The sequence below is a fragment of the Neorhizobium huautlense genome, assembly GCF_002968575.1.
GTDB classification, from domain to species: domain Bacteria; phylum Pseudomonadota; class Alphaproteobacteria; order Rhizobiales; family Rhizobiaceae; genus Neorhizobium; species Neorhizobium huautlense.
Genome location: NZ_PVBM01000006.1, coordinates 229134 through 254740, shown reverse-complemented (window position 1 = coordinate 254740; position 25607 = coordinate 229134). Strand labels below are relative to the sequence as shown.

The following is a 25607-nucleotide window of genomic DNA, read 5'->3' as shown; positions in this document are numbered from 1 at the left end:
GATATGTAGCCCCGTTCGGCTCCTATTGGTGCGAAACGGAAAGCGAACGTCGGCCCTCAGCAGACGCTTGTTCCTCTGAGTCTAGCTGGCGAAGGTATTCATCGCCGCTGATCGTCGTCCACCCCTCACTTGGGAATCGCTGAACTTCAACGTTTTCAAGTGAGAAGTAGGCTCCAAAGAAGTCACAATTCGGATCAAGTAAGGCAATTCTCCTATCTAGCTCATTGCCGCTCCGTAAAAGTTGATCTTCAAGTGCATCCTCTCGCTCCGAACTCATCAGGAAAGGTATCCGTAGGCCTCCTATACAAATATCGAGTACCGGGTAGTTCGGTTCGGCACAGATGCCGACTTTCACTTTTTCTAAGTCCCATAAACCACTTCGCAGGAAGTCAGAGACCGAGGAAACGATCATCGGAAAGTCGTTGCGCATCCGAACATAGTAACTGAAGTTGGTCATCCTCCCTTTATGTCTCCCTACGGGCGAAAGTTTGAATGCAGTCAATCGGTAAGGCGGTTCCGGTTCAAAAGATAATTCCAGACCGCCCGGATAGACCCAATACAAGGGTACCGGCTCGTCATATGCGTTGGTTATCCATCCTTTCGGCGGTCCCAGCGTGTCTGCGATTTGTAGGAGCGGTGTACCAAACTGTAGGAAACTGACTCTCAGTGAACGCAAGCTCTCTTTGAGCGAGATGATTACCGGTTCTTTAGGCATGTCGACTTTCCGATTCGCGAGGAGGTACCCCGCCGAATTGAACTACCGGATTTCTCCAACTGGTCCCGAAGCGGACGTTCCGGGGCCGCTAAAATCTGTCAATCTGAACTCGATCCGATTAGGATCATGGCTCCCGCATTTTTCCGTACCAGAAAGGAAAAGTCCCAGTACACGGGATAGTCCGGGTGGCCGTCTCGTAACCAGAAAACTTCAATTCCTGTCGCCTCAGCAACCAGGCCGTCGATTTGGTTTCTCGTTCTGGCTAACGCTGTTTGGAAAACTTCAGACGAAAACACCGCTGAAGAAGGTCCTGCGTTGTGGTCACCGGTAAAGGTCAATGCTGCTTCTATAGTGGGCCAGACGGACGCGCCTTGAACTTGTTTGATTTCTCCCACTATGGTCTCCGCCCCCAGCGCTTCTCTGATCAGAATTTCAGATGCCTCCGGGGCGGTCGGGTCGACCTCGAAGGACCTCAGAAAGACAGTATAGTTAGTTGCCCCCTCATTCAAAATCGCAGCAAGGTCGTTGAGGATAGTTTGCAAGATCATGATTCTTTCAGCATCGAAGCAGCGTATTCGGGAAGCAAGATTTGCGACATGGCTCCTCCTGGCGCGCAACTACTAAAACTTGCCAAAACTTCAATTCCCGTCTTGGCGCGACGCGGAAGGCGCTTCTCGGCCCAAATCGATCATGGTCGAAAGTCACAAGCTACCGCTTGAGCGGCTTTAACAGCGGTAGAAGCTGATCTGGAAGCTGACCGAGCTTTTCGACAACGACGTGTTGAATGGCTGTTGGCACCGGAGAAAAATCGTAGATTTCAAAACGATCTTCGAAAACCTCGATCTGCTTCTGGAGATTGTCCCAATCGATCACGGCTGACGGGTAATACCCTTTTCCGACAGTTGACGGCGGCAGCAACTCTGCCTCTCCATACCTCACAAGAGCCGCGAGATTTTGCAATGTATGATCGTCGATAGATGCTCCTTTCGGATCATCGTCGACCGCTTGTAAGACCTTTTCCCACTCCATCGGATGAGCCTATTCAACAGCTTGTCGCGATACAAGTGGAGGGTGGTGCGTAAACGCCTTTGATGGCGCATCAGCGTCATGACGGGCAGTCACGGTTCTCTCTTGAACGACCAGTCTGCTGCCAGACATTGGACGGTCTCGTCACGCGGGTAGAACAGGAAATTTCTGCTGCGTTCACTAGTGACCGAATCAACGCCTGTTCCGGGTCATTGACCAATCGGTTGAATAGCCCCGAGGCTCGTGAGCCGCATTCACATAGACAGCCTCGTAAGGATTATACCTGAAATCGTCTTCGTCATGCGACTGTCCGGAGTCTCTTGGGAATAGGCCTGGTCGATCCCGAACTCATGAGCGTAATCGTCAACTGCTGACCCAATTGAATCACCAAGTGGAGAGTAGGTGCCGGCCGGCCCCAGAAAGCAAAGGACGTGACGAGGTTGGGCGTCAGAAAAGCGCATGGAAGCGGTCGCTAATCATCTTACCTGATACAGAGTTGTAATGGGTCTACGATAGCGCGACAAGCTGCCGACGTTGTCCCTCCGTCCTTAGCGTCGTTGCTCGCCAACGGTGCTGGCGTTAAATAAACTACTGTCGCCGACCACGGGATGTTCATGAACAGCATTAGCGTCGCAAACATTGCAAATCGTGCCAAGGGCTTGGAGTCAGGGCCTATTTCACCAGAAGAGGTCGAACTCGCCCGGAACATCCTCCGAGGACGCGACGGAGGCGTCGTTGATGCAATCCAAATCGTCGGGCTTTGTGGCGGCGCTAGCGACGCACCACTGTTGGAAGCCTATCTGCATGGTGAGGAGAACAACGTCTACGCGGAGTACGCAATCAAAGCGTTATGTCGCTATCTTGGTCTGGTCGAACGATATCGACCTTTGTTGCGCCAATGGATGAAAAACAAGGACGATGGCTTCAGGAGAATGCCTGCGATCCACCTCGCGAAGGAATATTTTCGCGATTTCGAGGACAAAGAGCTGGGCCGGTACCTCATCGACGTGCTGTGCGACATGGAAGACGGTTGTCGAAGCGCGGTGCGCGGTGCGTTCGTGGATATCTTCAAATTGAAGGACCGGCTTGGTGACCCCTTTGGTTTATATTTCGATGATTGGGACAAGGACACCACTTTGATAGTCAATGTGGCTGCATCAGAGTTTGGTCATCCAGGGCCGACAGTTCTGCATGGACGCGCCGGACATTGAGTGGCAACCACACAGCCAGAGGTGGCTGGGGTGCCGGTGACCGAGATCGGCCCCGACGCGGCCATTGACGCTGCAACAGGCATTCATCCGTAAGGCATCGGGACGCTACAAAAGGACGAGAGCCATATCAGAGTTCCTACAGTTCGCGATCAGCATATGCCCGGACCGCCTCACACTTGATGATGTCGTCCGATGGGCAGGTGGTTTCAACAACCATGACTTCTACAATACCGCCGCTGTGGAAATCGCAGTAGGCTATCATCGTAATGAGTTGGGCTACACCTTCTGTGACGGCCTGATGAATGATCTGTGGCGGGCGGTGCTGGAGGGTTTCGGGCCCGGCACCAATCAAGTTCCTGAACCTTTTTATGAAATCTACATCGCGTTCGACGCTGGAGAATACCATCGCAGGCCCGACAAGAGCGATGATCCTGTTGCTGAATTCACGAATCCCGACATTGCGGAGCTGGTGACGCGTCTCAGGCTCTAGCGTGACAAAAGAACGTCCCCCTAATTGCCAGCCATCAACTCATACTTGCAAGAGGCATCCGTTTCGGCAGGTTTCCGAGTTCACTCTGACGAGATTATGGCCTGACCCCATGACACGCTCGCTAACAAAATTCGCTTGCCTCGACTGCCATCGGGTTTTCAAACGCCCTGCCGATGCGACGCAAAGGACCTGTCCGCGTTGCGCGGGGATCGCATACAGGACTGGATCGGATTTCCGTCCGCCGTCGCCGTGACACAGTCCGACAGCCAATCTCTGATGAAGCTGTGGGTTCGGTCTTCTGATAACACAAACTCGGCGTCAGCCACCGGCTCTCTCCAATCATCCGTCTGCAACGTTTAGCTGCTATACTGATCGTTAGACCCGTTGCGGTCTCTGTGCACTACATCTATCACTTCTGCCGCGCGATTGAAGCGGCGCTTAGACATGGCGGGCAACGGTGATCAGCTATCGACCAATCCAATTCGACCTAGGAGCTGGAGCGACGGCAGCCGAACTCGGCCGTCTTGAGATGACCTGCCGCAAGGACGTCGGAGCCAATGAATTGGAAGCCTACTTCACGGTCAGCGGAGAAGACCACTTATTGAGAGTATTCTTTCATCACGTCGACATCTTCCGCGTCATCGATGACGTCCATCTGCCGCTGGAGGAGCACGGGCAAAAGACGGTTGGACATGTGCCCAACTACTTCGCTCATCGGGTGGAGGGGAGCCCATTCTGGGCAGCGCAGCGCGAGGTTCTCGCAGTCGTGCGGCCAGGATCGACACATTATCGATTTGTCACCGGAGGAAACTGCCTCGACGTCATTTCGCCTGACGAACCTTCCTTCTCCTGGGTTTCTTAGACGTATGGTTGAGGCGTGAGGCGTGTCTAGCCCGCCCTGGGACCGATCCCTGCCTGGGGCTGCAACGGGGCTTCGACATACCGGTGAGCAAATCACTTCAATAAGCGGTTCTTCCTCGCACAAGTTTCGCGCGCCAGAATGTATTCTTTGCCCCAAACGTCGATGGAATCGGAGCCGGTGTCCAGCATGATCTGGAGCCTTGGATCGCGGTCGACTTGCTCCATCCGATCATTTTGATTGCGAGGAAATTGCTCCCCGAATCCCTCGATGATCTGCCCGATGATATCCGCGTATTCGGGCAAGAGCATTTCTTGCAGGGCATCACGAACAGTCGGAGCCAGAGCACCGGAGGAATTATCGAAGAACTGCTGGAGGCCGCCGTTTGCAACCTCACCATCGAACATAACGGTGGCGTAGAGATATACATGAGGCTGGCCGAGGCGAAGAACCGTCTGCGGGATGAGCTGATCTTCTATGGAAATCCCATGCTCGGCCTGTTCTATGGCTTGCCGTAAAAGCCAATCATCGAGTGAACCAAGATCATCGTAGGTCGTTGTCATCGTGCTTCCAGAAAACGGGTTCCCATCATTAAACTCTATGCGAAAAATATCCCGCCACACCTGACCCCAAGCTGCCCCCACATGCATCTGAAGCGCGGGATTAGACCTGTTCCAAATCTCCGGTAGCCTCAAGATACCAAACGAAGCACATTGCGTCGCGTGGATCGCCGCCGCCGGCTCTGTAAGAATCCAGGTGTTGACCGAAGGTGCACTGGCCTTCGGCAAGGAAATCGTGGCCCTTCTGCAGCGCTCGAAACTGCGACAGAGCGACCACTGCTGTTTGCTCGACCCGTTCACGCCATGGGAGGTCAGATGAAACGAATGGGAAGGTGTCGACCTCTATCCAATAAAGCTCACAAGTCGCCTCGGGGAATCGGAACTGCAATTGCCCACCAATGCTCACCAAGCCAGCGAGCCGCGCTGCTTCGATAACCGCAGGGATGTCACAAACTGGCCAAGCCCACTCATTTCCGCGCAAGCGGCCATTTTCCCGTAGTTTTTCGGGCAGTGATATCTCAGGCGATCTCGTCATCAAGCTAGCATCACATATTGGCGGAAAGGGTGTAAAGGGCAGCAGCCACCGCCTCTGTATCTTGAATGCTTCAGCCCCGAAACACTCACGCTCAGCTTTCGGAGCTGTTGGTTACTGGGATAGGCATCCGCTATTCTGCTTGCTAAGGAACCCGAATGATCGACCTGGAATTGTCCGATAATTTTTACGTCGAATGGTCGGCCAACGAGGACTTCAGTTCGGGCCGCATCTACCATATCAAGAGAAACAAGCATGGGGGCTCTTTGTCGAAGGGGGGTGCCCGATTCTTCGTCACCCAAGCGAGAATTCCACCCGAAGGATACTTTCCCCACCGGAGGCTAGATTGCTTCGTGAGTGATAGTGACCTCGTTCCCAAACCAGAGGAACTGGCGCGAGATATTTTTCGAGCGTTGACAGCTCGGGGTTTGATAGAAGAGCCCACGTGGTTGGGTTGGCATGTCGCCGAGGAGCGCGGCGGTGCCGCCTGTGGCGAGGTTTACGACTGGGACTGATGACTGCAAATGGCTCATAGGACATCCGCCTTGCCGAGCCTTCTTTTGTCATGCACATTGCTTTGATATGAGCGTTCATACACCAGAACTGCAGTGCATCTCGCGCCGAGCTAGGCGCGAGTTTTCTGTCGCCTTGATGTCAGACACCAAATGGCGGAAGGTGTTCGAAGCGTGGGCCAAACTGCCAGTGGCAGAAACCCAGATGCTTGTGAAGTTTCTGGATGTTCCAGAAGCCCGTGTGATGCGGCTTCCGGACCACGGAGCGTTGTGGTGTCCGACGCCCTACATAGACAGTCGTGAATACGGTCCGGTGGAGCTACGCGCCATAGAATGGCTTGAGATACCGGCTGTCGCCTCTTGGCCAAGACCAAACAAGCTACCCGCACGCCAGGTTGTCCAAGAGCTAGATGCATTCCGTACAGCTATAGCTCTACTAGGCCAATTCCCTCTCATCGAAACCGAGCGGGGAATAAGGGTTGAAGGGTTTAGACCGTAGTCCGGTCTCCTAGTCGGAAGAAGGAGGAAATTCAAACCCTCCCCATTCAATTCTCTCCTGCCAGGTTGGAAGTCCAGCGGATCGAATACGCTCGACCTGTCTACGCTGCTGGGCGATCCGCTGGGCACCTTCTCCGCTAATTTTCATGCTACGCAGTTGCTCGCGAGCCGACCAAAGTGCATCACGCCAAACTTGCTCTGACTGCCATTTGCTACTCATCGCGCTACACCTTTTGCTTTTAGCTGCGCACTAACAACAAGACCGCAATGCCAGGTAGTGGCGAAATTCGGCAGAAGTCTCTCGTCCACATCCAAGCTGGTCATGAACGCGGCCACCATACCACCTGTTTAGCTTCTGCAAGCGCGCTTGGCCTGCTGCCGGTTTTGGGACACCGAGCTAAGCTGATCCCACCTTGTTTTCAATCCATCGGGCTGAGATAACCGAGTGTCGAAAAGCCGACACGTCGGATGTAGAAGCGCTCAATGTAATCGAACACGTCGGCCTTTTTCATTGTCTCGGGCCCTGTAGACCCTGCATGCCGTCCTTTCTGTTTGAGCGATGGGACGAGCTTTCCATCGGGGCATTGTCCACACCGGCGCAAAGTTTCCGCCTGCTTTGGACTTAGTCACTGGCTCGTTCCGGGTCTAAAGCCCAATTCACGCCTCTTGCTCCCGATCTAGCCTTTGCTTACGCTCCAACGATCAGGGAGCAAGCCGTGGATCAAGATCAAGTTGAGGTATGTCTACGCCACAATGTCGAATTTAGCGTTGCTGAACCGTCTTCGAAACTGGGCATCTCTGAAGGCGCACTGCAGGGCGAGCAGCCGCTAAACGGCCTGAGGCAGCCGCCGGAGAATGGCACCTGCGGCTGGTACATTTGGGGCGGGCGAGATTTTCCTCCTGAGGACGCGGATTTCTTCAAGCCGATGCATGTGTCTCATTTGTCAGTGAGTTGCCCGGCTGTTGTGCCTTATCTAGGGCTTCCTCCTGGATGGCGGTTTCTAATCGCACCAGGTTATGAAGACGTGTGGTTCGACGCCAGTTTGCTGGACATATAGAGACAAGACCGCTTGCCGGTTCGAAACTTGGGGTGAAGCTTGCTTGGGCCACTTTTGATTTTTGTTCTACTTTCCACAGACCTAAACTCGGATCGCTTCTCCCTCTCGAAAGATTTGCTTCCGTTCGGCGTGCCATCCGAGTTTGCTGACGGTCGGTCGCAGGTTCTTACACCGGAAGAGCTGCTGGCCTGCTTCAATAGATACGCTGCGGTTGAAAGGCAGCGCCTGCATCTGGGCCTGGGCGGTCCCGCACGTCAATCTCGCAAGCCTGCATACTTTGGCAAGATTGCTGAAGGACGCTGATGGCTCATCGCAATCTTCGGTAATGGGCGCAGCATTGGTCTCTCACGAAACGAGTCGGAGAGATGTTCATGCCTCGCCAGCCGTGACAGTCGATACCCTCGACAACTGAGATCAACAGGACATGCTCTACCCAAAATCGCTAGTTCCAGTAAAGTGGAAGTTGATTTTAATTATGGGGGCTCAGTGGGAGAGAAGTTTCTTGCGCAGAAGCCTTTCCATCAACAAGCCTATGCAAAGGCACAGGATTCCGAAGCCAATTAAGTAGAGTTTATCCAGCGCCTGGGTTGGATAACCTAGGTAGTATGCGCTACGCATCCAAGTAACCGCGTGAAAAACGGGGTTGAACGTGCAATAATAGATTAACTCATTCGGAAATATATACAGGTAAATTGGTCCGCCGGAGGTGAGATATATTATAGCCACAAAGAGGGAGTAGAATCTCGCAAAAAACGGATATATCGCCGAAATAACGCTGATTATAATACCGACGCCGATGGCAAGAAGCGCAGTGCTCAGCATTGCCAAAAGAGCTTGGTCCGGTTGCCGGGGGTAGGGGTCCGAGCCAATTGATAATAAAATGATAAACATTACAAAAACTGAGATTACAATCCCGATGAGTTCGAGAGCGCAGCGCGCTAGAATAATATCGAGCAAATGAATTGCAGGAAAGGCCAACATATTCTTATTCGTTAGAAGAGATGCTGCCATAAATCTTGAAATATACGAGAAAGTCAAAGCCGGTATAAGGCCAGTGGCAAAAAATAAAAATAAGTCGTCACCAAAAATCGCCGTTCGGCTTGTAAGTGTGTAGATTAGTAGCAGAATTAGAGCATGTGCTATTGGCATCAATGGCGGAATTAAGGCGCCTAGGCCGTTGTTGAAAAAGCGGCTTCGGATGTCACGCAGTATCACTGCGTGCATGACGTTAAGTATCCTTTGCAGGGCGATTGCAGAGGAGGCTGTCGCCGGCTTCGTTCGTTGGTCCAGAGTTTTTGTTTCTACCATCTTACTCAAACTGCAATCCACCACTGCCACATCTATGACACCACCATTTGGGTCGCAATACGGCGAAACCTAACGCCGTGGGGTGCCAGGATCTTGCACTTAGTGACTAGGGAGACTCCTTGATCTCAAGTGAGCTTTAGGCCTTCTTTAGCAGCGATATACAATCGAGGTTAGGCACGCCCCAATCGTGAAACGTCTGTTCGACAACCGTAAAACCTGCGGCCCGGGCCAGGTCCGCGAAGATCTCGGCCGACATGTAGTTCCGCCAATGAGGGTTTTGGCGGAAATCTTTCTTTGGCCCAGCCTGGGTGTAGTTTGAATGATGAATGAACGCGTAGCCGCTCGGGGACATCACACGGTAAAACTCGGGAAGGTAGGATTTCACGATTTCCGGAGGGAAATGCACCATGCTGTCGAACGTGTAGAAGAAAGTGCACGTTTCACTGGCGACGTTGCGTAGATCATATCCATTGCATTCCGTGATGCTGGTCCTCGGATTGCCTGCATATTTTTTTTGGCAGTGTTCAATATTTTCTTGATTTACGTCAATCATGGTCACATGATCTGCGAGTTCAAGCAGCTTGTCCGTATTTCGACCGTAGCCGCATGCAAAGTCGATGCTCCTCGTGAAATTGATTGGATGTCGATCAAGCACTGGTTGTACAAAGACGCTCCAGTGAGCATTCATGTCTCTCGACGCGGCGCCGTGATAAGCATCGGCAACGTCCTTCCCCCAAAGAAGGCTGTTCTTTTTTACGAGCGTTTTCAGGCTGTGGAAAAACACGATCTTACTCTCATCTAGATAGGTGCTTCGAATGGACGTGGCGCTCAGTTAATTCAACCTCATTGCGCGCGGGCTTCTGCCTTCTGGATGAAATGATACAGGATCAAGTCAGCCTCAAGCAAATGCTCAATGCGGCCTATTTTCTTCAAGATATCAGCTAGTTGATGGACCGATTCAAGCTGGCCTCTCGTGCGCACGCTGCTTTCCGGTATGCCGAGCAGCTCAGCAATATGCCTCGGGTAGGTCCGATCGTCGCGGCCCGCGTCGAACAAGGTGAACTGTGAAAGTATATCAAGGGCTTGCGAGACATCATCAAGTGTCGCGGTGTCCGACGGATTGTCCGCGACGAGCTGCTGTGTAAATGGCGATGCCAGAAGTTTCAGTGTGTCATTGGGTGCGCTCCGGATTGCCTTCGAAATTGCAGCCTCGTCCTGCAGGGCAAGATCGTCGAACCAGTCCATAACCGGCTTAAATAAGAGTATATCGCGGGGAGCGACAAATGGAAACTTCTGTTTGTTGTATCGGCTGAAAATGATCAGCCGCAGGGCAAGTTCATAAAACGGATCTCGCAGAGAAATCATCGTCACATCAATGTTGTAGTCGATATAGATGCGATAATTTTTCAGGAGGATACGACCCGAAACGTAGACGGACGGCTGATGCAAAATCTCGAGCATTTGGCGCACCGTCTCAAAACCATAATGCTCGACGCGGTGTTCATAAAACTGGAAGAACGGCTTTAGGCAAAGGTCGAGATCGGTCTGAGGAAAATATGCGGTCTCGACACGCAGGACTTTCTTGGGAATATATTCTGGCTGCGCTCGCCGATAGATGATCATACCTGTTTCAGAGTCAGATATCTCGACCTTGGAAGCTGTGCTGACGCCCGGAACGTTTTTCTCGTTCAGTATGAAACCGACATTTCCGGTCTCGTGCAGTCCTTGGGCGTGTGCTCCCTCGATAAAAATCCAGGTATTGACCTCGGTAATTTTGCTGTCGTCGTTGATCCTGACCAATACTTTCGGCTTTGTAGAATATCCGTCCGGTACAAGGTAACCGTGGATTTCCTTGCCTATGTCTTTGTAAACGCAGAAATTCATTGAGCTACAGCGAGTCGATCCCGATCTAGAGAGGATATATGGGTTAATATCCTCTTTTGCACAAGCGCTCCATTTCAAGAAGGAGAGAGCTCAAGGATTCATCAGCCGTGTTGACCCTCTAACAGCAAATCTGAAAGCTCGGACCACGCCATCTCGGGTGACGGGGATGAATCGGCCTTCTCCAGTACGACATTAACTTTGGCAATCCATCTTAGCTGTGATAATTAGAGTTTTATCTATCGTTGGGAAGCCCATATGAAACAGACCGCAAAGCCGGCCTCAAAGGTGGTTGACGGTGATGGCACGATACTTGAAGAGGATCGCCAGCTGACGCAGCTTCTCCTGAGAAACGCTGTTCAGCTACCCCAAAATACCGGCGCAACCGATGCTCGCCGCAGAGTTACGGTGAAGGAATTGCTTCTCCTGATCTGTGGCCTGCCGATATTGTGGTTGCAGGCCATTGCGCTCGGTCGCGTCGGGCGCGAATACGACGAACTATAGACGGCGACGTTGACTTTACTGAGTCTATCCCGAGGTTGAAACTGGCCTGGCGCGTCATTGGAACGGCCAGCTGATAAAGCCTCAGTGCCGAAGCGCGGATCATGGCGAAACCACCCGGGATCGCAGTCGCGCTGAGCTCGATGCCGGGCGGCATGACCTAGCTGTCTCAACGCTTTGCATGCGGGAGGGAACTGGTCAAGATGAGACTAAGCAAGTGGGCGTAACCAAGTGCATCGTCCAGGGCGAAATGACTATGGGCGTGGCCTCCGAGCCATTCTGCGGGATAGTGTTCCCGGTTGCAATGACGGTAATCCCAGCCCGTCGTACCCATGATAAGTGAGGGAATATCGACGCCTGAGCCCATGCAGAGACTGGAATCTCGCGGGTGTTTGAAGAGGCGGCGTCCGACGAACTTCTGCAAGTACAAATCTACCCAGGGTCCGTCGAAGCATAAGGGATGGGCGGCAAAGACGGGATCGCCAGGACGGCTTTCAACCCAATCTGCCCAAGCGCGCATTCCCTCTTTTGGATCTTGTTGATTAACGGTGGCCCCTCGCCAAGCAAGCGGCTGTGAGTGCCACCACAGCATCGTTTCGCGGTCTGTCGTGGCGTCGGGGAGCTGTTTCAGGTTTATGCTGAAGGTCCCGTGGGATGCTCCGTCTTCGCCGATTGCAACGGAGGCAAGACTTATCATCGAGTGGGTGCCCGGTACGTGGCCGTCTGTTTCGATGTCCGTCACGATAAAAGAAATCATTAGTACAGGCCTGTTGAAGGTTTCATGTCAATCGCGCTCTTCGCGGACCAATCTGCTGGTGAACATCGGCTGTGATTTGCTTACTTCAAACCTGCCGGGTTATTGGAAAACGGAGCACGCTCAGGAGATTATTGATCAATTTGAAGGGTTATTTGCGGATCACGTGTCTCGATCACGTGCTTGATGTAATCGCCCGGATGCGAAATCGCATCGGCCTTCAACGTCATGCGAGAAAGCGATCGTAACCGTCTGCGGATGGCATGTCCGGTTTTCGGCACGACTTTGTGGAGAAGGCCGGCGCTGATTGTGTTCATGTTCCAGCTCCAATCTTCGAAGCCGATGCCCTCCCGCAGGTCTGTTGGCGGATATGGATTTTGGCTATAAATTTCGCGGGCGGCAAAGCTCAACGCTGTCCAATAATTGTCCAATGCCAATCCAGTTGGCTCGAATCGCGGGTCTTCCATGTCTATGTGATAGAAGGCCAGTTTCGCATCTCCGAAGTAAATGGAAACTTCCGGATGCCAGATGGCCGAAGCTTCACGCGTCTGAGCCATGTCGGCGGCCCGGATCAGCCAGTCAGCTCCCCAAAGATCGTCCGCATCTAAAAAGCCTAGAAAGTCACCCGTGGCGACATTGACGGCATGATTTCGAGCGAGACCAGCGTCGCCAAAATCAGTTTCGATGAGGGTGACATCCTTTCGGAAGCGGCTTTCGATAACGCTTTTGGTCAATGGATCGGACCGGTCCATTATCCCGAGGATTTCTACTTCATAACCAGCATCGAGCAGACGGTCGGTGTTGCGATAGATGCTTGCTATCGCCGGCACGGCAAGTAGGCCTTCGCGATGGACATTCAGGATCGCCGTGATTTTTGATTTAGCCATGGAGCAAGCCTCCAGTTGCCGATGGCTGCTGGGTGAGCACCGTCTTGTAAGACTTCCAGTTGTGATGCTCGATAAGCCTGCGCTGCATCGCAGTCGCGCGCAAATAGGCCGTTTCCGGGTTGTCGGTCGCCTCCCGCAGGGCGGCGATGAAACCAGGGGCCTGATGAGATGGAGGGACCAGCCATCCGGTTGTATCGTTGACCAATTCAGCAATTCCGCCGCTCTCCGACGCGACGATAGGAAGACCACAGGCAGCTGCTTCCAGAAGCACATTCGGAAGCCCATCCCAGAGCGAGGTGTAGAGAAAGACATCGTAGGAGGGCAAGGGGAGGTCTTCGAAGCGATCAAATTTCCCATTCAAGAAGACGTAGTCCCTAGACCGTGCAACATCGTCAAGCGCAGCCATAAGTGTAGGATCGTCGGTATCGCCCCAGATATGGAAATCGAATTGCCGGGCGTTCTGGAGAATTTCCAAGAGAAGTCGGATATTTTTCTGACGAGTGATCCGACCTGCCCACAATATGTTCGGGCGCCTGGTGTCGCCATCCTCTCTCAAGCGTGGAGGAATGAGAGGCGGCGCGGGTTGCAGGAGGCAGACGAGGCGATCTTGTAGATCCGGCGGTATTGCGAATTGTTCCTTTAGGTCCTCCAGATGGGTCGTATTGTCAAAGTAGACGCCGGCCAAGAACTGAAGACAGGGGCGCAGAAACTCGTACGAATAGCCGAAGCGGCGACCTTGAGAATCATAATCGGGACAGAAGAGCATCGCGTAAAGCCGAGCGAATTGTACCATCCTATGGCCATGACGCCGGATCGCCTCCCAGCATTGCCGGCTGTTTACGTTGATGATCGCGCTCGGCTGCAGGCTGCGGACCAAGGCTTCAACGAGTTCTACCCGGGCCGACTCGTCGAGATCCGGTGCAATGGCCGAAAATGAAACAACGTTAACACCATCAGGCAAGCGATGCTCGCCGGACCGGTCATCATTGTCTGTGAGAACCACCAGAACCGAGTGGAGCCCGAAGGTTTCTACGCATGCACGGGCAACATGGCAGGCGAGCAAATCAGCACCGCCACGCTTCAGCCATGGTACGAAAACGATAATCTTAGGCGGTGCATTCAGCCGAGATATGATCTTCTCAAACACAAGCGCGATGCGATGGCGCGGCATGCTCGTGGAGATTTCCAGATTGGCGATATCCTGACCATAGTTTGCCGCGTAGAGTTCGGGGTCTAGATCCTCAACCTCCTCAATGACTTTCCGGGCGCTGTCCAAATCGACGGTAGGCCGCGTAGCTAAATATCCTTGGCCCCGCCCGTGCTTGATGAAATGGAGGAGCGGGTTCTGGCCGATGACGTGGGGATATCGGTTCAAATACCATGTCGAGTTGAACTCAGGTCCGGGAGAGCGGTTTTCGCGCCAGCCGAAAGTAATGAAATGCCTAAGGGCGGGTATTCTGGATGCGAGCACATCCGGATAGGCCGCGTAATACCAGTCGTCATTGAAAAATCCGGAGTCTCGGATGACATCAGCGTCGCTGGGTTCCGCAGGCTCTATCTGAAACCCACGCCAGCGACCGATCAGCAGGTAGTGAAGAAGAGGGACGGGAGAGGATGGGTAGTTGGCAAGATAGCGATTCTGATAGGCTTGTGAATCGAAAAGGCGACTAGGATTGTAGCCGAGGGCAGCGCCTTTCGTAAGATAGTGATGGATTGAATCCCTTTTCGTTAGGGCAGGGTAGGCGAGTTCGTACCACTGGGCATCGAATAGACTTGACCGACGAAACAAAATGCTAGCGATCAGATAATAGGAAGCGTCCAGAACTTTCGTGACCATACTTCGCCCGGATCTTTCTATTGCCACTATGGGCACGTGGCTACGTCATCAATACGCTAAGGTACTCCGCAATCCGGATGTCCTAGTCCGCTATACGTCTATGGCGATCAATGATCAACCTTATGGCGCTGTTGGAGCGGCCCCTTGCCGCACCCGACTTCAAGTACCTCGCGATTGGACAAACGCCTTCACTCGTTGAAAGTGTTGAAGAAGCGGATCCTCATCAGGCAACGTCGCGAGAGCCATTTCTACTCTGGTTGAAAGCTCTTTATCCTGCAAGCGAGCGAAACCGTTGGCCGAGTCAAGCAGAAGTTCTGATGCGAGGTTGCGGAGGAAGGCGCTTCCTTCGTGTGCGATTGGAGCGACGGTCGGAGCAGCTTCCTGAGAGCCGCGCGATGAAAAGCCCGGAAAGATTCGTTCTTTCCTTTTCCCGCCAGTACGGGGATCGCGCAGTAGTGTCTCGTAGTCGACCCTGTCAAAAACCTCCAGCTTGCCCCCGATTGTGGTGTTATAAATCCTACGGCCCACCGCTTCATATGAAAGCTTCGCCTGCCGATAATTCAAGGCCACTCTATCGAGCTTCGGGTCCTTCCATGTCTTTCCCTTGCCAAAGTAATCCTTGTGGAAGTGGTTAGGGTCATCTGTATCGGATAGAAGAATATCACCGGTGCGCCTATGGCTTTCGGGAATGACGTAATCGAAATCCATTCCGATGAGGTGAACCTCCGTAAACCCCATGAAGAAGGCCAACTGGAGATTGATGTAGGTTACTGACTGTCCGCAATAAAGAACCTTTGAGGCATCGGTTGAAAACCGCGGCACCACATAGTTTGGCGAACTCTTTTCATAAAAGCTTCTGTTCATCTCGAAGAAGAACGTATTCGGTGTCTTAGGCACAAAACGCCGGTAAATTGTCGGAAAGAACTTAAAGGGCGCATCGAAGGCGCGAATTTCTTCCACATTTTCCTTCATTACCGAACTATCTTCGACAACATAAAACGTCGGCACGAAGCCCGTTTCGCGGGTCTTGTAATAGAAGGAGTTCACTCCAAAAGAAAACTCCCCCTCGAGTAGAGAAAGATCATGACGGTTCAGTGAGGGGCCGTTACCGATGATGAAGCAACGCTCGCCTTTATAGCGGTTATAGAAGCAAGTAAGTTCTTCCGAATCGGGAGGTTGAGATCCTGGATAGACTTCACGTTCGGGATAATCGGAAAGGTTCGTGAAGTTCGGTGGGAAAATCAGATCGCCTGCAACCTCGCCGACCGTATGATGCGTCAAAGGAGCGGTGCGCCGACGTCGACCGTTCACCGTCAAGGGCGCGCCAGATCGATAGAGCTCGAGATCACCGAAATCGATGGCCCGCTCAATCATCAGCGCCGTTGTCTGCTCTTTTGACGCGTGATGGCAGAGGCGGTGAATAAACTCGAAGGGCTTAATTTCCTCGTGATATCGGCAACTGTAATTTTCCTGCAGGTGTGTGATTATCTGATCGACATTGACTCGAGATGCTTGGTCGCTGGGATGGAAGAGATGAACATAGATCTCGGGCAGTATCTTAATCCGGTTCGGATCAAGATGATTTAGTAAAGTTACGTCCAGTGCCCGATCCTCACAGGAATAGCCGATATACTGCTCGAAGCCCTTTAGTGCTAGGAAAATTGAGCGGCGGAAAATAACGATGCCACCGCAAATTGTAACGGGATTTTTTACATTTGCTGGATTTGTCAGGTGTTCGAGTGTGCCGGTGGAAAGAATTGTTTGAGCCTCAGCGGCCGTGGAATAATAAACATTCACATATGGGGAGCAGACGTCTGCATTTTCGTAGCAGGAGATCACGCCCGAGACGAAACCGGGACCGGTTAAAACGTCGGTGTCCATCAGGGCTACAACGACGGAATCCTCACAAAAATGTCGTACGGCAACGTTGTAACCCCAGCCGCGATTGAATTCCCTATCGTTGAAAATGAACTCGTGACGGACGTAGGACTTGGCTCCTAGATCGGAGAGTTTCAACCTCGGCTGGGCATCCTGTTCGACAAGCAGAACGTCGAAGAGATCGGCATAATGCTTGTCGATCCAATCCAGCAGCGCGCGAAGGTTCGTTAACCGCTCCGGGGCGTTGTCCACTAGCCGAAGCCCTATTATCAATGTCGCAAGCGTCTGGCCTTGCCGACCAACGCGGTTGGTCACAGCTGCGATTTCGCTTGGAGTCATTCGCTCCACCGGCGCAAAAGGATGGAATGTGATCTCGGGCCATTTAATTTGTGTGTTAGAAACCGCCGCCGTCTTTGAAGACGCCGATTGCGGGGAAGAAGCGGGAGCGGTAGAGCTTGATTTGGCCTGTGGTTGCATCTGTAGTCGTTCCATCAGCTTCTCATAGATCCAGTCACTTCCGGCTTCAGTCAAATGCAGATTGTCACAGGTGTAGCGTTGAACTTCGGCGTCGCCCCACTCCATGAGATCAACTATCCTTTCGGAGGGGAATTTAGCTGCAAACCGGCTAGAATAGTCATGAATGATTGACATATTGGTCGGACGCTCGCGCGGATAGTCACCGCGCCAGCCCGGAACGATCCGGTTCGCGTTAATGAAGATTAGATTGGGAATCGCGGCTAGCCTCGAACCGAGTTGCTCGACACCATCCTCCAGCGGATACATATTAATAGTGCGTTCGCCCTCGTAAACGATGCCAAAGGGATTTGCGAAATGGCGTGTCATCACGTCCGCCCCAAAGATTTCGTCGAATTTGGCTTTCTTGGAGTTGATTACCTTCTTCGAGTAATCGCGAGTATTCAAGCCAAGATTGGCGAGGTTTTCTGCAGCCGTTCGATCATATAGATCCTCCATCGCATTAGACAGCTTTCGCGGAGACCAATCGACAATCCCGGTATACAGGATAACATGATCGTAGCGCGCCAATTGATCCGGAGTGAACAACATCAAGAAGTCCAACGACGTCGTCCATTTCATCGGGCAAAGGTAGCTCTCGACCTCGAGGCGCGGGTCCTTGGCCATGCGTTCGGCAAAGACGTCATGGTGGCAACCGCGCGGCTTGTGTTGTCCGCGGCTGTCAGTGAAAATCAACACGCGCCTAGGCGGCGGAGTTACGACCATGCTTGCCTTAGCTGATGAAGCTTCGGGCTGAGAATCCTTACCTAATTGCAGATAATCAACCAGAGCCGCGAGCGGTGATTTAATTCCTAATCTTATATCGAGGTCGCCCGCAAACCGGAGCTGCGAAAGCACCATGGGTAGCCAGGTTGTCGAAAAGGAAAGCCGTGGGGAAGGGTAAAGATCTTCATTCGAGAAGGCGCCGTAATCGTGCACTTTGGTTCGGCATTCGAAGTCAACGATGTTCAAGATTCCATCCCGAGCTGCATTAGCAAAATCGATGCGGAAGCTAGCATCGATTTTGTAAAGGATATCGTCAGATAGCACGTCCATTGCGAACATATAGTCGTTTCTTTCATCTCTGCGACGGACGTGCAGTGAGAGGTCAAAGTAGCGCGACGGCAATACTTCATTTTCAACTATCTCTTGGATATGGCAGTCATAGGCGTGGAGGCTAAACTGCCCACCGCCAGTGTTGAACAAGTTTCCCGCTTTAGTTACACGTCGGCCGACTAAAGCTACGTTTTGGTCAAGAGGTATGGCTACGGATTCTAGCGTTTGTCGCCCTGGCGCCAATAGATCGGTTAGACCATTGAAAGCCGAGGTTCCATCGCGCTTTGCAGCATGGAGAAGTCCTCGGAAGAACTCGAACCCGTATGAGGCCAGCGCTGAAGGGAGGAGCTTCTTGATTGCCGATTCTTCAGCCGGATTCTCACTTAAGTGGCGCTGGAAGCTTGTTATTAGAGTGCGAAGGCCGAAGAAGAGACTTTGACGCAGAGCGAAATGACGCTGGGTGTCTGTTAGGCCACCACCACCGGCCTCAACACCCCGCAAGAGCCCGATCCGCGCCGCATAAAGTAGGCTCCGGGCCTGACCACTAACAAAAATGTCGTGAATAGCGGTAATGCTCGGTACCAGATAGTGATGAAAACCGGCTGCCTGCGCGCGAAAACCAAATTCGGAGTCTTCAAACCCAAAAGGGTTGAAGATCTCATCGTATCCACCCACACTTTCATAAAGGCTACGGTGAAAGGCGCTGATGCCGCCAGCCGTAGCGCCGACTCGTACTGGCACACCCTCCGCCAGCACCGTCGCCAGCAGGCCCGAAGCGCTTCGGAGGGTGGGAAAACGGGTCCGAAAAGTTTCTAGAAATCCTGCTTCCAGATCGGGCGTATCTACATCGTTGCCGATCGACGCACCAAAATGGGCCGCCCAGACGTTGCTCACTCCAGAGTGCATAATCGCACCCAAGGCGAGGTCTTCGCCCAAAACATTACGGATTCTTGGCCAGAATGGTTGGTAAAGGCTAGTGTCTCCGCTCAAACGACCCTGCAGTTCGGACCAATCCCGAACACCATTCAACGCCTCAAAGCATCCCGACACTTTAGGGCCATCGAGTAGTAGAGGCTGAACCAGCCCGACGTTCGGGTCTTTTGCGCGGAGGGCTTGCCACGCCGCAGCGATACCTCGGAAATAGTGAGGCTCGAAGAGAATGTCTGTGTCGCAGGAAATTAGAAACTCCGCGCCTGCGTCCATCGCGGCGCGAATTAGATGGTTACGCCCCCCAGCGACTCCTAGATTCTGTCCCACGCAAAGGATCTGGATATGCTGGGAAACCGTAGCGGCAACCTTGCGGATGTCTGGACAATCTTGGTCATTGATTAGGAGCCACAGCCTCGCATCCGGACCGAGACAAGGACCAACGCGCGTCAGAAAGCAAGATGCCTTGGCAAACTCATGACGTTGGTAGAGGACGTAGACGGCAATCTGCATTTCAATTCCCCCACAGAGTGTCGAGGTCGATGCGGGAAAAGGTCTCGAGTTCTCCTCCGCTGGTTGCGTTCATAATTATCCGGCCTGCAATTTCAAACTCGAATTTGGCGCGAAGATAGCTACGCTGCACGCGGCCAAGACGAGGATCTTTCCAGGTTTTGCCCTTGCCGAAATAATCTTTGTGGAAATGGTTCGGATCGTCGCCTTCGGAGCGAATATGGTTTCCCTTCTGGTGATGGTCGCTGGGCTTTGAGTAGGAGAAGTCCATCCCAATTAGGTAAACTTCTGAAAAACCAAAATAATACGCAAGCTGCATGTTGATATACGTAACGGACTGTCCACAGTAGAACACGGGTTCCGATCCAATATTAAACTGCGGCGTGCCATAATTTGCTTTATCGGTGCGGTTGTAGAACGACGTGTCCATTTCGAAAATATGACAGCTATCACCAGATTTAAGTTGCTCAGCATAGCGCTGAGGGAGAATCTTAATCACTCCTTGGTAAGCGTCAATATCATCTTTATTCTCACTAAAAACGAGATTGTCTTCGACAACATAGAAGGTTGGCCTGAAGTTATTATTGCGCGTCATTAGAAAAATTGAATTTACTCCGAATGTAAATTCGTTTCGCATCCTAGCCATGTCAACTTTATTTAAGGATGGCCCATTTCCTAAAATAAAGCACCGTTTTCCATCATACTTTTTATAAAATTCTGTAACGGATGGCATAACTGAGCCTCGCGAAAGGTTGGGTGTCACGGATTGAAATGAGAGGGAAGGTTCACGTTAGTTTAAAGCAATCTGAACACTCGGGTCGATGCGGATTGTCGACCAATGCCCATGGTTCAATCCACTTGCCATAAGCGTTGCGACCTCCGTATGACTCAGTCACCAAAAGTTCGTTCAAATCCTACGTTTTCTCAGAGGCCTGATAACCGGCGGGATTTTCCGACTGCCACTTCCACGAACTCACACACATATCTTCGAGACTGTGAGTAGCTCGCCACCCCAGCATCTCCTCGGCTCTCGATGCGTCTGCATAGGAGGCGGCAACGTCACCTGAGCGACGGTCTAGCACCCGCGAGGGCAGATCGCGTCCACAGGCTCGAGAATAGGCCGCCAACATTTCCTTCACCGTAGTTCCCGTGCCAGTACCCACATTGAAGGTCATCGCACCTTGATGTCCGGCAGAAAAGTTCATTGCCGCAATATGCGCACGGGCAAGATCAACCACGTGGATGTAGTCCCGCAACCCACTGCCATCCCGCGTATCGTAGTCGTCTCCGAAGATTGCAAGACTTTCTCGTCGACCTACGGCCACTTGAGCGATGAATGGCATGAGATTGTTGGGGATCCCCTGGGGATCCTCGCCGATCAGACCACTTTTGTGGGCGCCGACCGGATTGAAATACCTCAACAGAATTGCAGACGTGCCAGAACTGGCCTGTGCCCAATCCGCCAAGATCTGCTCGGCGATATATTTTGTACGGCCGTAGACACTGGCGGGCCGGCAGGGATGTCTCTCGTCGAGCGGAAGGTATTCCGGCTCACCATAGACGGTGGCCGAAGAGGAAAAGATGATCCGTTTACAACCTGCGGCCGTCATCGCCGAGAGCAATGCCAGCGTCCCGGCGACATTCGTCTCGTAGTATTCGACAGGTCGAGCCTCACCTTCTCCGACGGACTTAAGCCCGGCGAAGTGGATCACAACATCGGGGCGGAAGGCGTCAAAGATTGCCGTCAGATGAACGCAATTGCGAACATCGGCCTCTTCTATTTGAAAAGGCCGATCGCAAAGTTCACGGACGCGGCGTAACGCCTCAGGAGAACTGTTGGCGTAGTTGTCAATAACGCATATCTCATGACCGAGCGGAAGCAGTTCCACCAATGTATGGCTACCAATATACCCCGCGCCGCCGGTCAAGACGATTCGCATTACCCAAGCTCCCGGAAAAAGCCGGCCAATCGGTCGATTGCCGTATGGCTTGCGCGGATGACACCGTCGATGGTGTTCGATCCATTGTGCGTGCCCAGGATCACTCGCTCCATGTGACGCAGGGGGCTGTCGGCCGGCAAAGGTTCGATTTCGAAAACATCGAGTGCCGCTGAATGTACATGGCCAGATTGGAGTGCTTCGATCAACGCTGCTTCATCGATTAGCGGACCGCGTGCCACATTGACGATGCGGACGCCAGGCTTGCAGCGCGCCAAAATTTTGGCGTCGAGCATGTGGAAATTGTGGGTATTTAACGAGCAGGTAAACACCAGGAAGTCCAGATCTTCCACAACGTCGGGCCAGGTGGCACGTTCCAGCCCTGGTATCCCCGTATCTCCTTGAACGCCCGGATCATAAGCGACAACCTTGAGTCCAAGCGCTTGAAGCCGTGTGACGGTGTGCCGTCCAATATCTCCGAGCCCGACCACGCCTGCACGGCGTCCATGGAGGCTGATGCCCGCAGGTTTAAGCCATTTACCGTCGCGGACGCCGCGATCGATAAGGAAAAGCTGGCGTGCGAGACCGATCACGAAGGCTGTTGCAACATCCGCAACTTCAGCCCCAAACATCTGGGGGGTATTGATGATCGGGATATTCAGGTCCTTGCAAGCCGCAAAATCAACGTTGTCGACGCCGATCCCCCACTTGACCGCCGCCCGGAGCCGTCCCCCTTTCGCAGTTTCGAAAACCGAGCGGGTTGCCGGATCGTCGCCGATGATCCAGCCGTCGTAGCCGGGGAGTAGGTCTTTGAGTTCGTCTTCGCTCAAAATCTGGGTGACTTGGGCAGGGTGCAATTTCAGCCCGCGCTCCGCGGCATAGTCCATAAATAGGCCGATCTGCCCCAGCATTGGCGGGCAGCTGACAAGAATATCCTTCATTTTCGCTTCCTTCATCGGGTTATCTGGCGGTGTAGCCGCGCAGAGAAGCCACTGCTTCAGCCAGAGCCCAGTCTTCTGGCGTGTCTATGTCGATAGCTTCCATCTTGTCCATGACATATAGCAGCGGCTTGCGCCCGATACGCGCATTCGTGCTGGTAAAACTGTCACGGGAAAATATGTACAGATTGGAATTTTCTTCGAACCATGGTTCCAGGTCTTGGGTCTGGATGAGGTTGTCCGGATCATGGTTCACCGCGCTTCCATCAGCTCGATAGAACCGGGTTTGAATTCTATTAACCGTAAAAAGCGAATCCGCGGTTCCCGCCGTGATGCCGTCTTTGTAGCGTTCCAGAGCGGCGTGAACGGTCTCAGCGCTCAGCAGCGGGTTCGTGGTATGGGTCATCACATAGGTGTCCGCACCTACTGTGGCTATATCATCAGCGAGGATGAGATTCATCGAGACCGTATCCCCGCACAACTCTGCCTTCCGATCTCGGATCAACACACGATCGCTATCAACCAGACCGTTTTCCGCCAGAATGGCGCGCGCGTCCGTATTGATAACGACTTGGTCGATCTCGGCGATCGCGAGAAGACTGTCCAAGATCCAGGAAAAAAGGGGTTTGCCGTGAAGTGGCCGGAAATTCTTGCCTTTAACCCTTTGACTATTGGCTTTCATGGGAAGAAGGGCGACGCAACGGCCTAAGCCACTCATCTTGATCTGCCTTTCGTGAAACTTGGGGATAGAAAAAACGCTCTTTCGCCTGTCGCGAAAGAATCTTGTGTTCGTGGTTGCCCTTATAGGATCCGCGATATTGGTTCCAGCGGTATCGGAGCATGTCTATTGGGGAAGTTGAGCTAATTCCGTTCCGGCGCGCGGAACGCCAATCTCCTACGGTGCTTGCAAGCACGAACCGCAGTACATCAAACCAGGAAAGATGAATCTCCGGCATTATCAAGCGCAACGCAATGGCCTCACGTTCGAAGCGCCGGCGGACCTGTGCCCAGGTCTCTTGATGATGATGGAAAACCGGAGCCTCTGCCACATAGCCGATCGGTTGCCCAGCCGCTAAAAGGCGCTTTGCCAGTTCCATGTCTTCGAGACCCGTCAGTTCCTCATCGAAACGGTGCGTCTCCCAGAAGGATCGCAAGATGGCCGAATTGGCATTGTTGCAGAAGAAACCTTCCTGCGGTAGGCGGGACTTCTCGGGGAAATACTTCGCAAATGTTCTACGTTCGCTGTAGTTGCTCTGATCGTCGCCAATCTGGCGGCCGTAGCTGTAGGCAACGGTGCCGTCGATCAAAGGCTGACACAGCGTTTGCAGCCAGAATCTGTCAACGGGCACGCAATGCCCCGAAATCATCACCAGGATATCACCCGTGGCAAATTCGCAGCCACGATTAAGTGAACGTCCGAACGAAAATTCCGATTTCGCTATCGTTGTAACCCTGACGCCATATCTTTTGGCGATCTCAATCGTTCCATCGGTGGAACCAGAGTCGACGAGAACCGTTTCGATCTCGAGCGCATCCGTAACTTGCCGCTCAATCATAACGAGCAGGTCGCCAAGATAGCGTGCCTCGTTCAAAGTTCTGATTATGATGCTGGCGCGCATTTTCAACTAGGAGTTAGGCAATACAAAGCGAATTGATGATGTCTGGCGGTAACAGAGGACTACCGGATAGAACCTGCAATGTCTATGTCCTTGTTGTCGAATTTCCTCGGTCTAAATGGCAAAAGCTCCGCCGGCGCGCAACTTCGATAATTTCAAACAGCTAGATAGGGCCTGGGATGACCAATTCCGGCAAATAACATGGCCGAAGCCTCCCATTGCTGACAAACGCGTAAAAATTAACAAACCACACTCCGTCGACCTATGTGCTGTTTGAGGATTGTTCCGCGGAACACCTATGAGAAGCTTTCGTTGGGTGCTCTACCTTCTTTGGCGCCATGGTTGATGTAATGCTTAAATGGATCGAGGCCAGCTTGAGCGACGTCCGGATAATTTTTTAGGTACCAATCGGGATCGATGAGGCCGCAATCGCGTACGATCCTGAGTTGCTCCGCTTTCCGCCAATTGATCGGCCAGCTCATTAGTCCTGAGCCATTAAGAACTCTGTGCATGATTTGACCGAATTCCTGCAGCAGTTGCTGCCGTTTCGCCGCCAGCTGATCGAGATTGGCTCTGTCTCGTGCGCTCTGAACGGTCAAGCCTTTTAACGTGGCTTCGAGGCCATCAACGCGGTCTTGAGCAGCCGTCAGCGCCAGATAGGTAGCAGAAAACTGCTGTTGTTTTGCGGCAAGGGCGCTCTCATGTTCCTGGATCGCCTGCTGCAGGTGTGTGATCTGGGCACGCAGCAGTGTGCATTCCGTCTCTAGATTCGGCGCATTGAGTTCGGACGCCGCGACATCGCAATCGTAATGAACCGCTGGCGTAGGCAGTGCAGCCGCCTCAAGTTCAAGGCTTAAACGCGTCGCCACAGGGTCACTGGCGACGATCTGACGTGCCAGTAAGCCCTGCAGCGCAGGCCATACGGGCTTCACTGGGCTGAGCTTGTCTTCAGAAAACTCCAGCTCCTTTAGGCGACTGCGAAGTTCTTTAACGAAATTAGCTGGTTCAGTGAGAACGGACCCAATCGAGGCAAGCGTTGCCTGTCGGCGGCGCCCGCGGTGCTGGGAAAGGAGAGTTGCGGCATCCGTTATCCATTTTGCCATTACCTTGCTGGGCAGAATTCCCCTCAGCAAGCCACGTGCAACTGCGTCTTCGGCAGTTTCGTAGAGAATCAATATCGGTGCTACTGTCTCTTCGGGAAAAGACAGGGCGCTTTCGCTGCCGTTTTCGGTGGGAACTGCGGAAATGATACGTAGGGTAGTACGTCCCAGGATATCGTGAAGTTTCGCGATAACCTCTGCGTACTGGCTGCCGATAGTCGTCGTCGCTGGAGTTGTCACGATAGCTCCGCTCCCACCCTCAAAAAGCATTTTTCCTCAATCTCCAAACCGCCCGCTTCTGAGCATCATTATGTGCGGGTTGAGCTGCAAGAGAGGGCTAAACGATCCCGACTTTAGCGTCAATCCCGTCCTAGGCGGACGGAAACCTCCGCTGTTCTGATGCGGAGAAGGGTCCGTGTGCCCGGCGCGGATTCGCAGCGAGTTGCGAGCAATTGACCCTCGACCGACGTTGAGCTGACGCGCTCGCCGACGAAATGTAGGCC

The 25607-nt window shown here is 52.9% G+C and carries 24 protein-coding genes and 1 pseudogene; 6 read left to right on the top strand and 19 right to left on the bottom strand.

What is annotated here, in order from left to right; genetic code table 11:
* Window positions 1-22 precede the first annotated feature (22 nt).
* From C5L12_RS09760 to C5L12_RS28110, 3 genes are all read right to left on the bottom strand, one after another.
* Entirely contained in the window at window positions 23-715 is a 693-nt protein-coding gene (locus C5L12_RS09760) for a hypothetical protein (RefSeq protein WP_105371838.1), read from the bottom strand.
* 98 nt (window positions 716-813) lie between these two features.
* Window positions 814-1263 carry a hypothetical protein gene (locus C5L12_RS09755; protein WP_105371837.1) on the bottom strand — a complete coding sequence of 150 codons (450 nt, stop codon included), beginning with the start codon at window positions 1261-1263 and terminating at the stop codon, window positions 814-816.
* A 160-nt stretch (window positions 1264-1423) separates the two neighbouring features.
* Window positions 1424-1744 (bottom strand): hypothetical protein, encoded by a 321-nt coding sequence (locus C5L12_RS28110; protein WP_157949021.1) that lies wholly within the window; start codon window positions 1742-1744, stop codon window positions 1424-1426.
* A 611-nt stretch (window positions 1745-2355) separates the two neighbouring features.
* On the opposite strand from C5L12_RS28110, the gene C5L12_RS09750 reads away from it, so the two are divergent.
* The 3 genes from C5L12_RS09750 (at window position 2356) to C5L12_RS09740 (ending at window position 4304) form a co-directional block, all read left to right on the top strand.
* On the top strand, window positions 2356-2952 hold the full coding sequence (locus tag C5L12_RS09750; protein ID WP_157949020.1) for a hypothetical protein: 597 nt from the start codon (window positions 2356-2358) through the stop codon (window positions 2950-2952).
* 64 nt (window positions 2953-3016) lie between these two features.
* Window positions 3017-3442, top strand: a complete 426-nt coding sequence (locus C5L12_RS09745; RefSeq protein WP_105371835.1) for a hypothetical protein — start codon at window positions 3017-3019, stop codon at window positions 3440-3442.
* 457 nt (window positions 3443-3899) lie between these two features.
* Window positions 3900-4304 (top strand): hypothetical protein, encoded by a 405-nt coding sequence (locus C5L12_RS09740; RefSeq protein ID WP_105371834.1) that lies wholly within the window; start codon window positions 3900-3902, stop codon window positions 4302-4304.
* 92 nt (window positions 4305-4396) lie between these two features.
* On the opposite strand, the gene C5L12_RS09735 is transcribed toward C5L12_RS09740, so the two are convergent.
* Together C5L12_RS09735 and C5L12_RS09730 are read right to left on the bottom strand one after the other, a co-directional pair.
* Window positions 4397-4864 carry a DMP19 family protein gene (locus C5L12_RS09735; protein WP_157949019.1) on the bottom strand — a complete coding sequence of 156 codons (468 nt, stop codon included), beginning with the start codon at window positions 4862-4864 and terminating at the stop codon, window positions 4397-4399.
* Window positions 4865-4964: 100 nt separating this feature from the next.
* A complete protein-coding gene (locus tag C5L12_RS09730; protein WP_157949018.1) occupies window positions 4965-5396 on the bottom strand; it encodes a hypothetical protein in 432 nt (143 codons plus the stop codon).
* A gap of 155 nt (window positions 5397-5551) precedes the next feature.
* On the opposite strand from C5L12_RS09730, the gene C5L12_RS09725 reads away from it, so the two are divergent.
* Window positions 5552-5908 (top strand): hypothetical protein, encoded by a 357-nt coding sequence (locus tag C5L12_RS09725; RefSeq protein WP_105371831.1) that lies wholly within the window; start codon window positions 5552-5554, stop codon window positions 5906-5908.
* 914 nt (window positions 5909-6822) lie between these two features.
* On the opposite strand, the pseudogene C5L12_RS09720 reads toward C5L12_RS09725, so the two are convergent.
* Window positions 6823-6958, bottom strand: a pseudogene (locus C5L12_RS09720) (IS3 family transposase); the annotation flags it as partial.
* Window positions 6959-7119: 161 nt separating this feature from the next.
* On the opposite strand from C5L12_RS09720, the gene C5L12_RS28105 reads away from it, so the two are divergent.
* Complete coding sequence (locus C5L12_RS28105) at window positions 7120-7461, top strand: immunity protein Imm33 domain-containing protein (RefSeq protein WP_157949017.1); 342 nt, start codon at window positions 7120-7122, stop codon at window positions 7459-7461.
* Window positions 7462-7944: 483 nt separating this feature from the next.
* Here C5L12_RS28105 and C5L12_RS09715 read toward each other — a convergent pair whose 3' ends face one another.
* From C5L12_RS09715 to C5L12_RS09705, 3 genes are all read right to left on the bottom strand, one after another.
* On the bottom strand, window positions 7945-8769 hold the full coding sequence (locus C5L12_RS09715) for an ABC transporter permease (protein WP_105371830.1): 825 nt from the start codon (window positions 8767-8769) through the stop codon (window positions 7945-7947).
* A gap of 136 nt (window positions 8770-8905) precedes the next feature.
* Window positions 8906-9553 (bottom strand): class I SAM-dependent methyltransferase, encoded by a 648-nt coding sequence (locus C5L12_RS09710; protein WP_105371829.1) that lies wholly within the window; start codon window positions 9551-9553, stop codon window positions 8906-8908.
* 59 nt (window positions 9554-9612) lie between these two features.
* Window positions 9613-10653 carry a hypothetical protein gene (locus tag C5L12_RS09705; RefSeq protein WP_105371828.1) on the bottom strand — a complete coding sequence of 347 codons (1041 nt, stop codon included), beginning with the start codon at window positions 10651-10653 and terminating at the stop codon, window positions 9613-9615.
* A gap of 255 nt (window positions 10654-10908) precedes the next feature.
* On the opposite strand from C5L12_RS09705, the gene C5L12_RS09700 reads away from it, so the two are divergent.
* Complete coding sequence (locus tag C5L12_RS09700; RefSeq protein ID WP_105371827.1) at window positions 10909-11154, top strand: hypothetical protein; 246 nt, start codon at window positions 10909-10911, stop codon at window positions 11152-11154.
* Between the two features lie 166 nt (window positions 11155-11320).
* On the opposite strand, the gene C5L12_RS09695 is transcribed toward C5L12_RS09700, so the two are convergent.
* The 10 genes from C5L12_RS09695 to C5L12_RS09650 all read right to left on the bottom strand — a co-directional run bounded on the left by C5L12_RS09695 (window position 11321) and on the right by C5L12_RS09650 (window position 25344).
* Entirely contained in the window at window positions 11321-11908 is a 588-nt protein-coding gene (locus C5L12_RS09695; RefSeq protein ID WP_105371826.1) for a 3'-5' exoribonuclease domain-containing protein, read from the bottom strand.
* A gap of 128 nt (window positions 11909-12036) precedes the next feature.
* Entirely contained in the window at window positions 12037-12792 is a 756-nt protein-coding gene (locus tag C5L12_RS09690; RefSeq protein ID WP_105371825.1) for a glycosyltransferase, read from the bottom strand.
* A complete protein-coding gene (locus C5L12_RS09685) occupies window positions 12785-14629 on the bottom strand; it encodes a glycosyltransferase family 4 protein (RefSeq protein WP_105371824.1) in 1845 nt (614 codons plus the stop codon). The genes C5L12_RS09690 and C5L12_RS09685 overlap by 8 nt, the downstream gene beginning before the upstream one ends.
* A 159-nt stretch (window positions 14630-14788) precedes the next feature.
* Window positions 14789-19516: a 6-hydroxymethylpterin diphosphokinase MptE-like protein gene (locus C5L12_RS09680; RefSeq protein ID WP_105371823.1), complete on the bottom strand. Its 4728-nt coding sequence runs from the start codon at window positions 19514-19516 to the stop codon at window positions 14789-14791.
* A 1-nt stretch (window position 19517) separates the two neighbouring features.
* Window positions 19518-20276 carry a 6-hydroxymethylpterin diphosphokinase MptE-like protein gene (locus tag C5L12_RS09675; RefSeq protein WP_280952520.1) on the bottom strand — a complete coding sequence of 253 codons (759 nt, stop codon included), beginning with the start codon at window positions 20274-20276 and terminating at the stop codon, window positions 19518-19520.
* 151 nt (window positions 20277-20427) lie between these two features.
* Window positions 20428-21453, bottom strand: coding sequence for a UDP-glucose 4-epimerase GalE (gene galE, locus C5L12_RS09670; protein WP_105371821.1), 1026 nt, complete (start codon window positions 21451-21453; stop codon window positions 20428-20430).
* Window positions 21453-22406 carry a phosphoglycerate dehydrogenase gene (locus tag C5L12_RS09665; RefSeq protein WP_205839324.1) on the bottom strand — a complete coding sequence of 318 codons (954 nt, stop codon included), beginning with the start codon at window positions 22404-22406 and terminating at the stop codon, window positions 21453-21455. The genes galE and C5L12_RS09665 overlap by 1 nt, the downstream gene beginning before the upstream one ends.
* 4 nt (window positions 22407-22410) lie before the next feature.
* Window positions 22411-23070 (bottom strand): acylneuraminate cytidylyltransferase family protein, encoded by a 660-nt coding sequence (locus C5L12_RS09660; protein ID WP_105371820.1) that lies wholly within the window; start codon window positions 23068-23070, stop codon window positions 22411-22413.
* Window positions 23057-24007, bottom strand: a complete 951-nt coding sequence (locus C5L12_RS09655; protein WP_105371819.1) for a glycosyltransferase family 2 protein — start codon at window positions 24005-24007, stop codon at window positions 23057-23059. Before C5L12_RS09655 ends, C5L12_RS09660 begins: the two co-directional genes overlap by 14 nt.
* Window positions 24008-24300: 293 nt before the next feature.
* Window positions 24301-25344 carry a hypothetical protein gene (locus C5L12_RS09650; protein WP_157949015.1) on the bottom strand — a complete coding sequence of 348 codons (1044 nt, stop codon included), beginning with the start codon at window positions 25342-25344 and terminating at the stop codon, window positions 24301-24303.
* Window positions 25345-25607 lie beyond the last annotated feature (263 nt).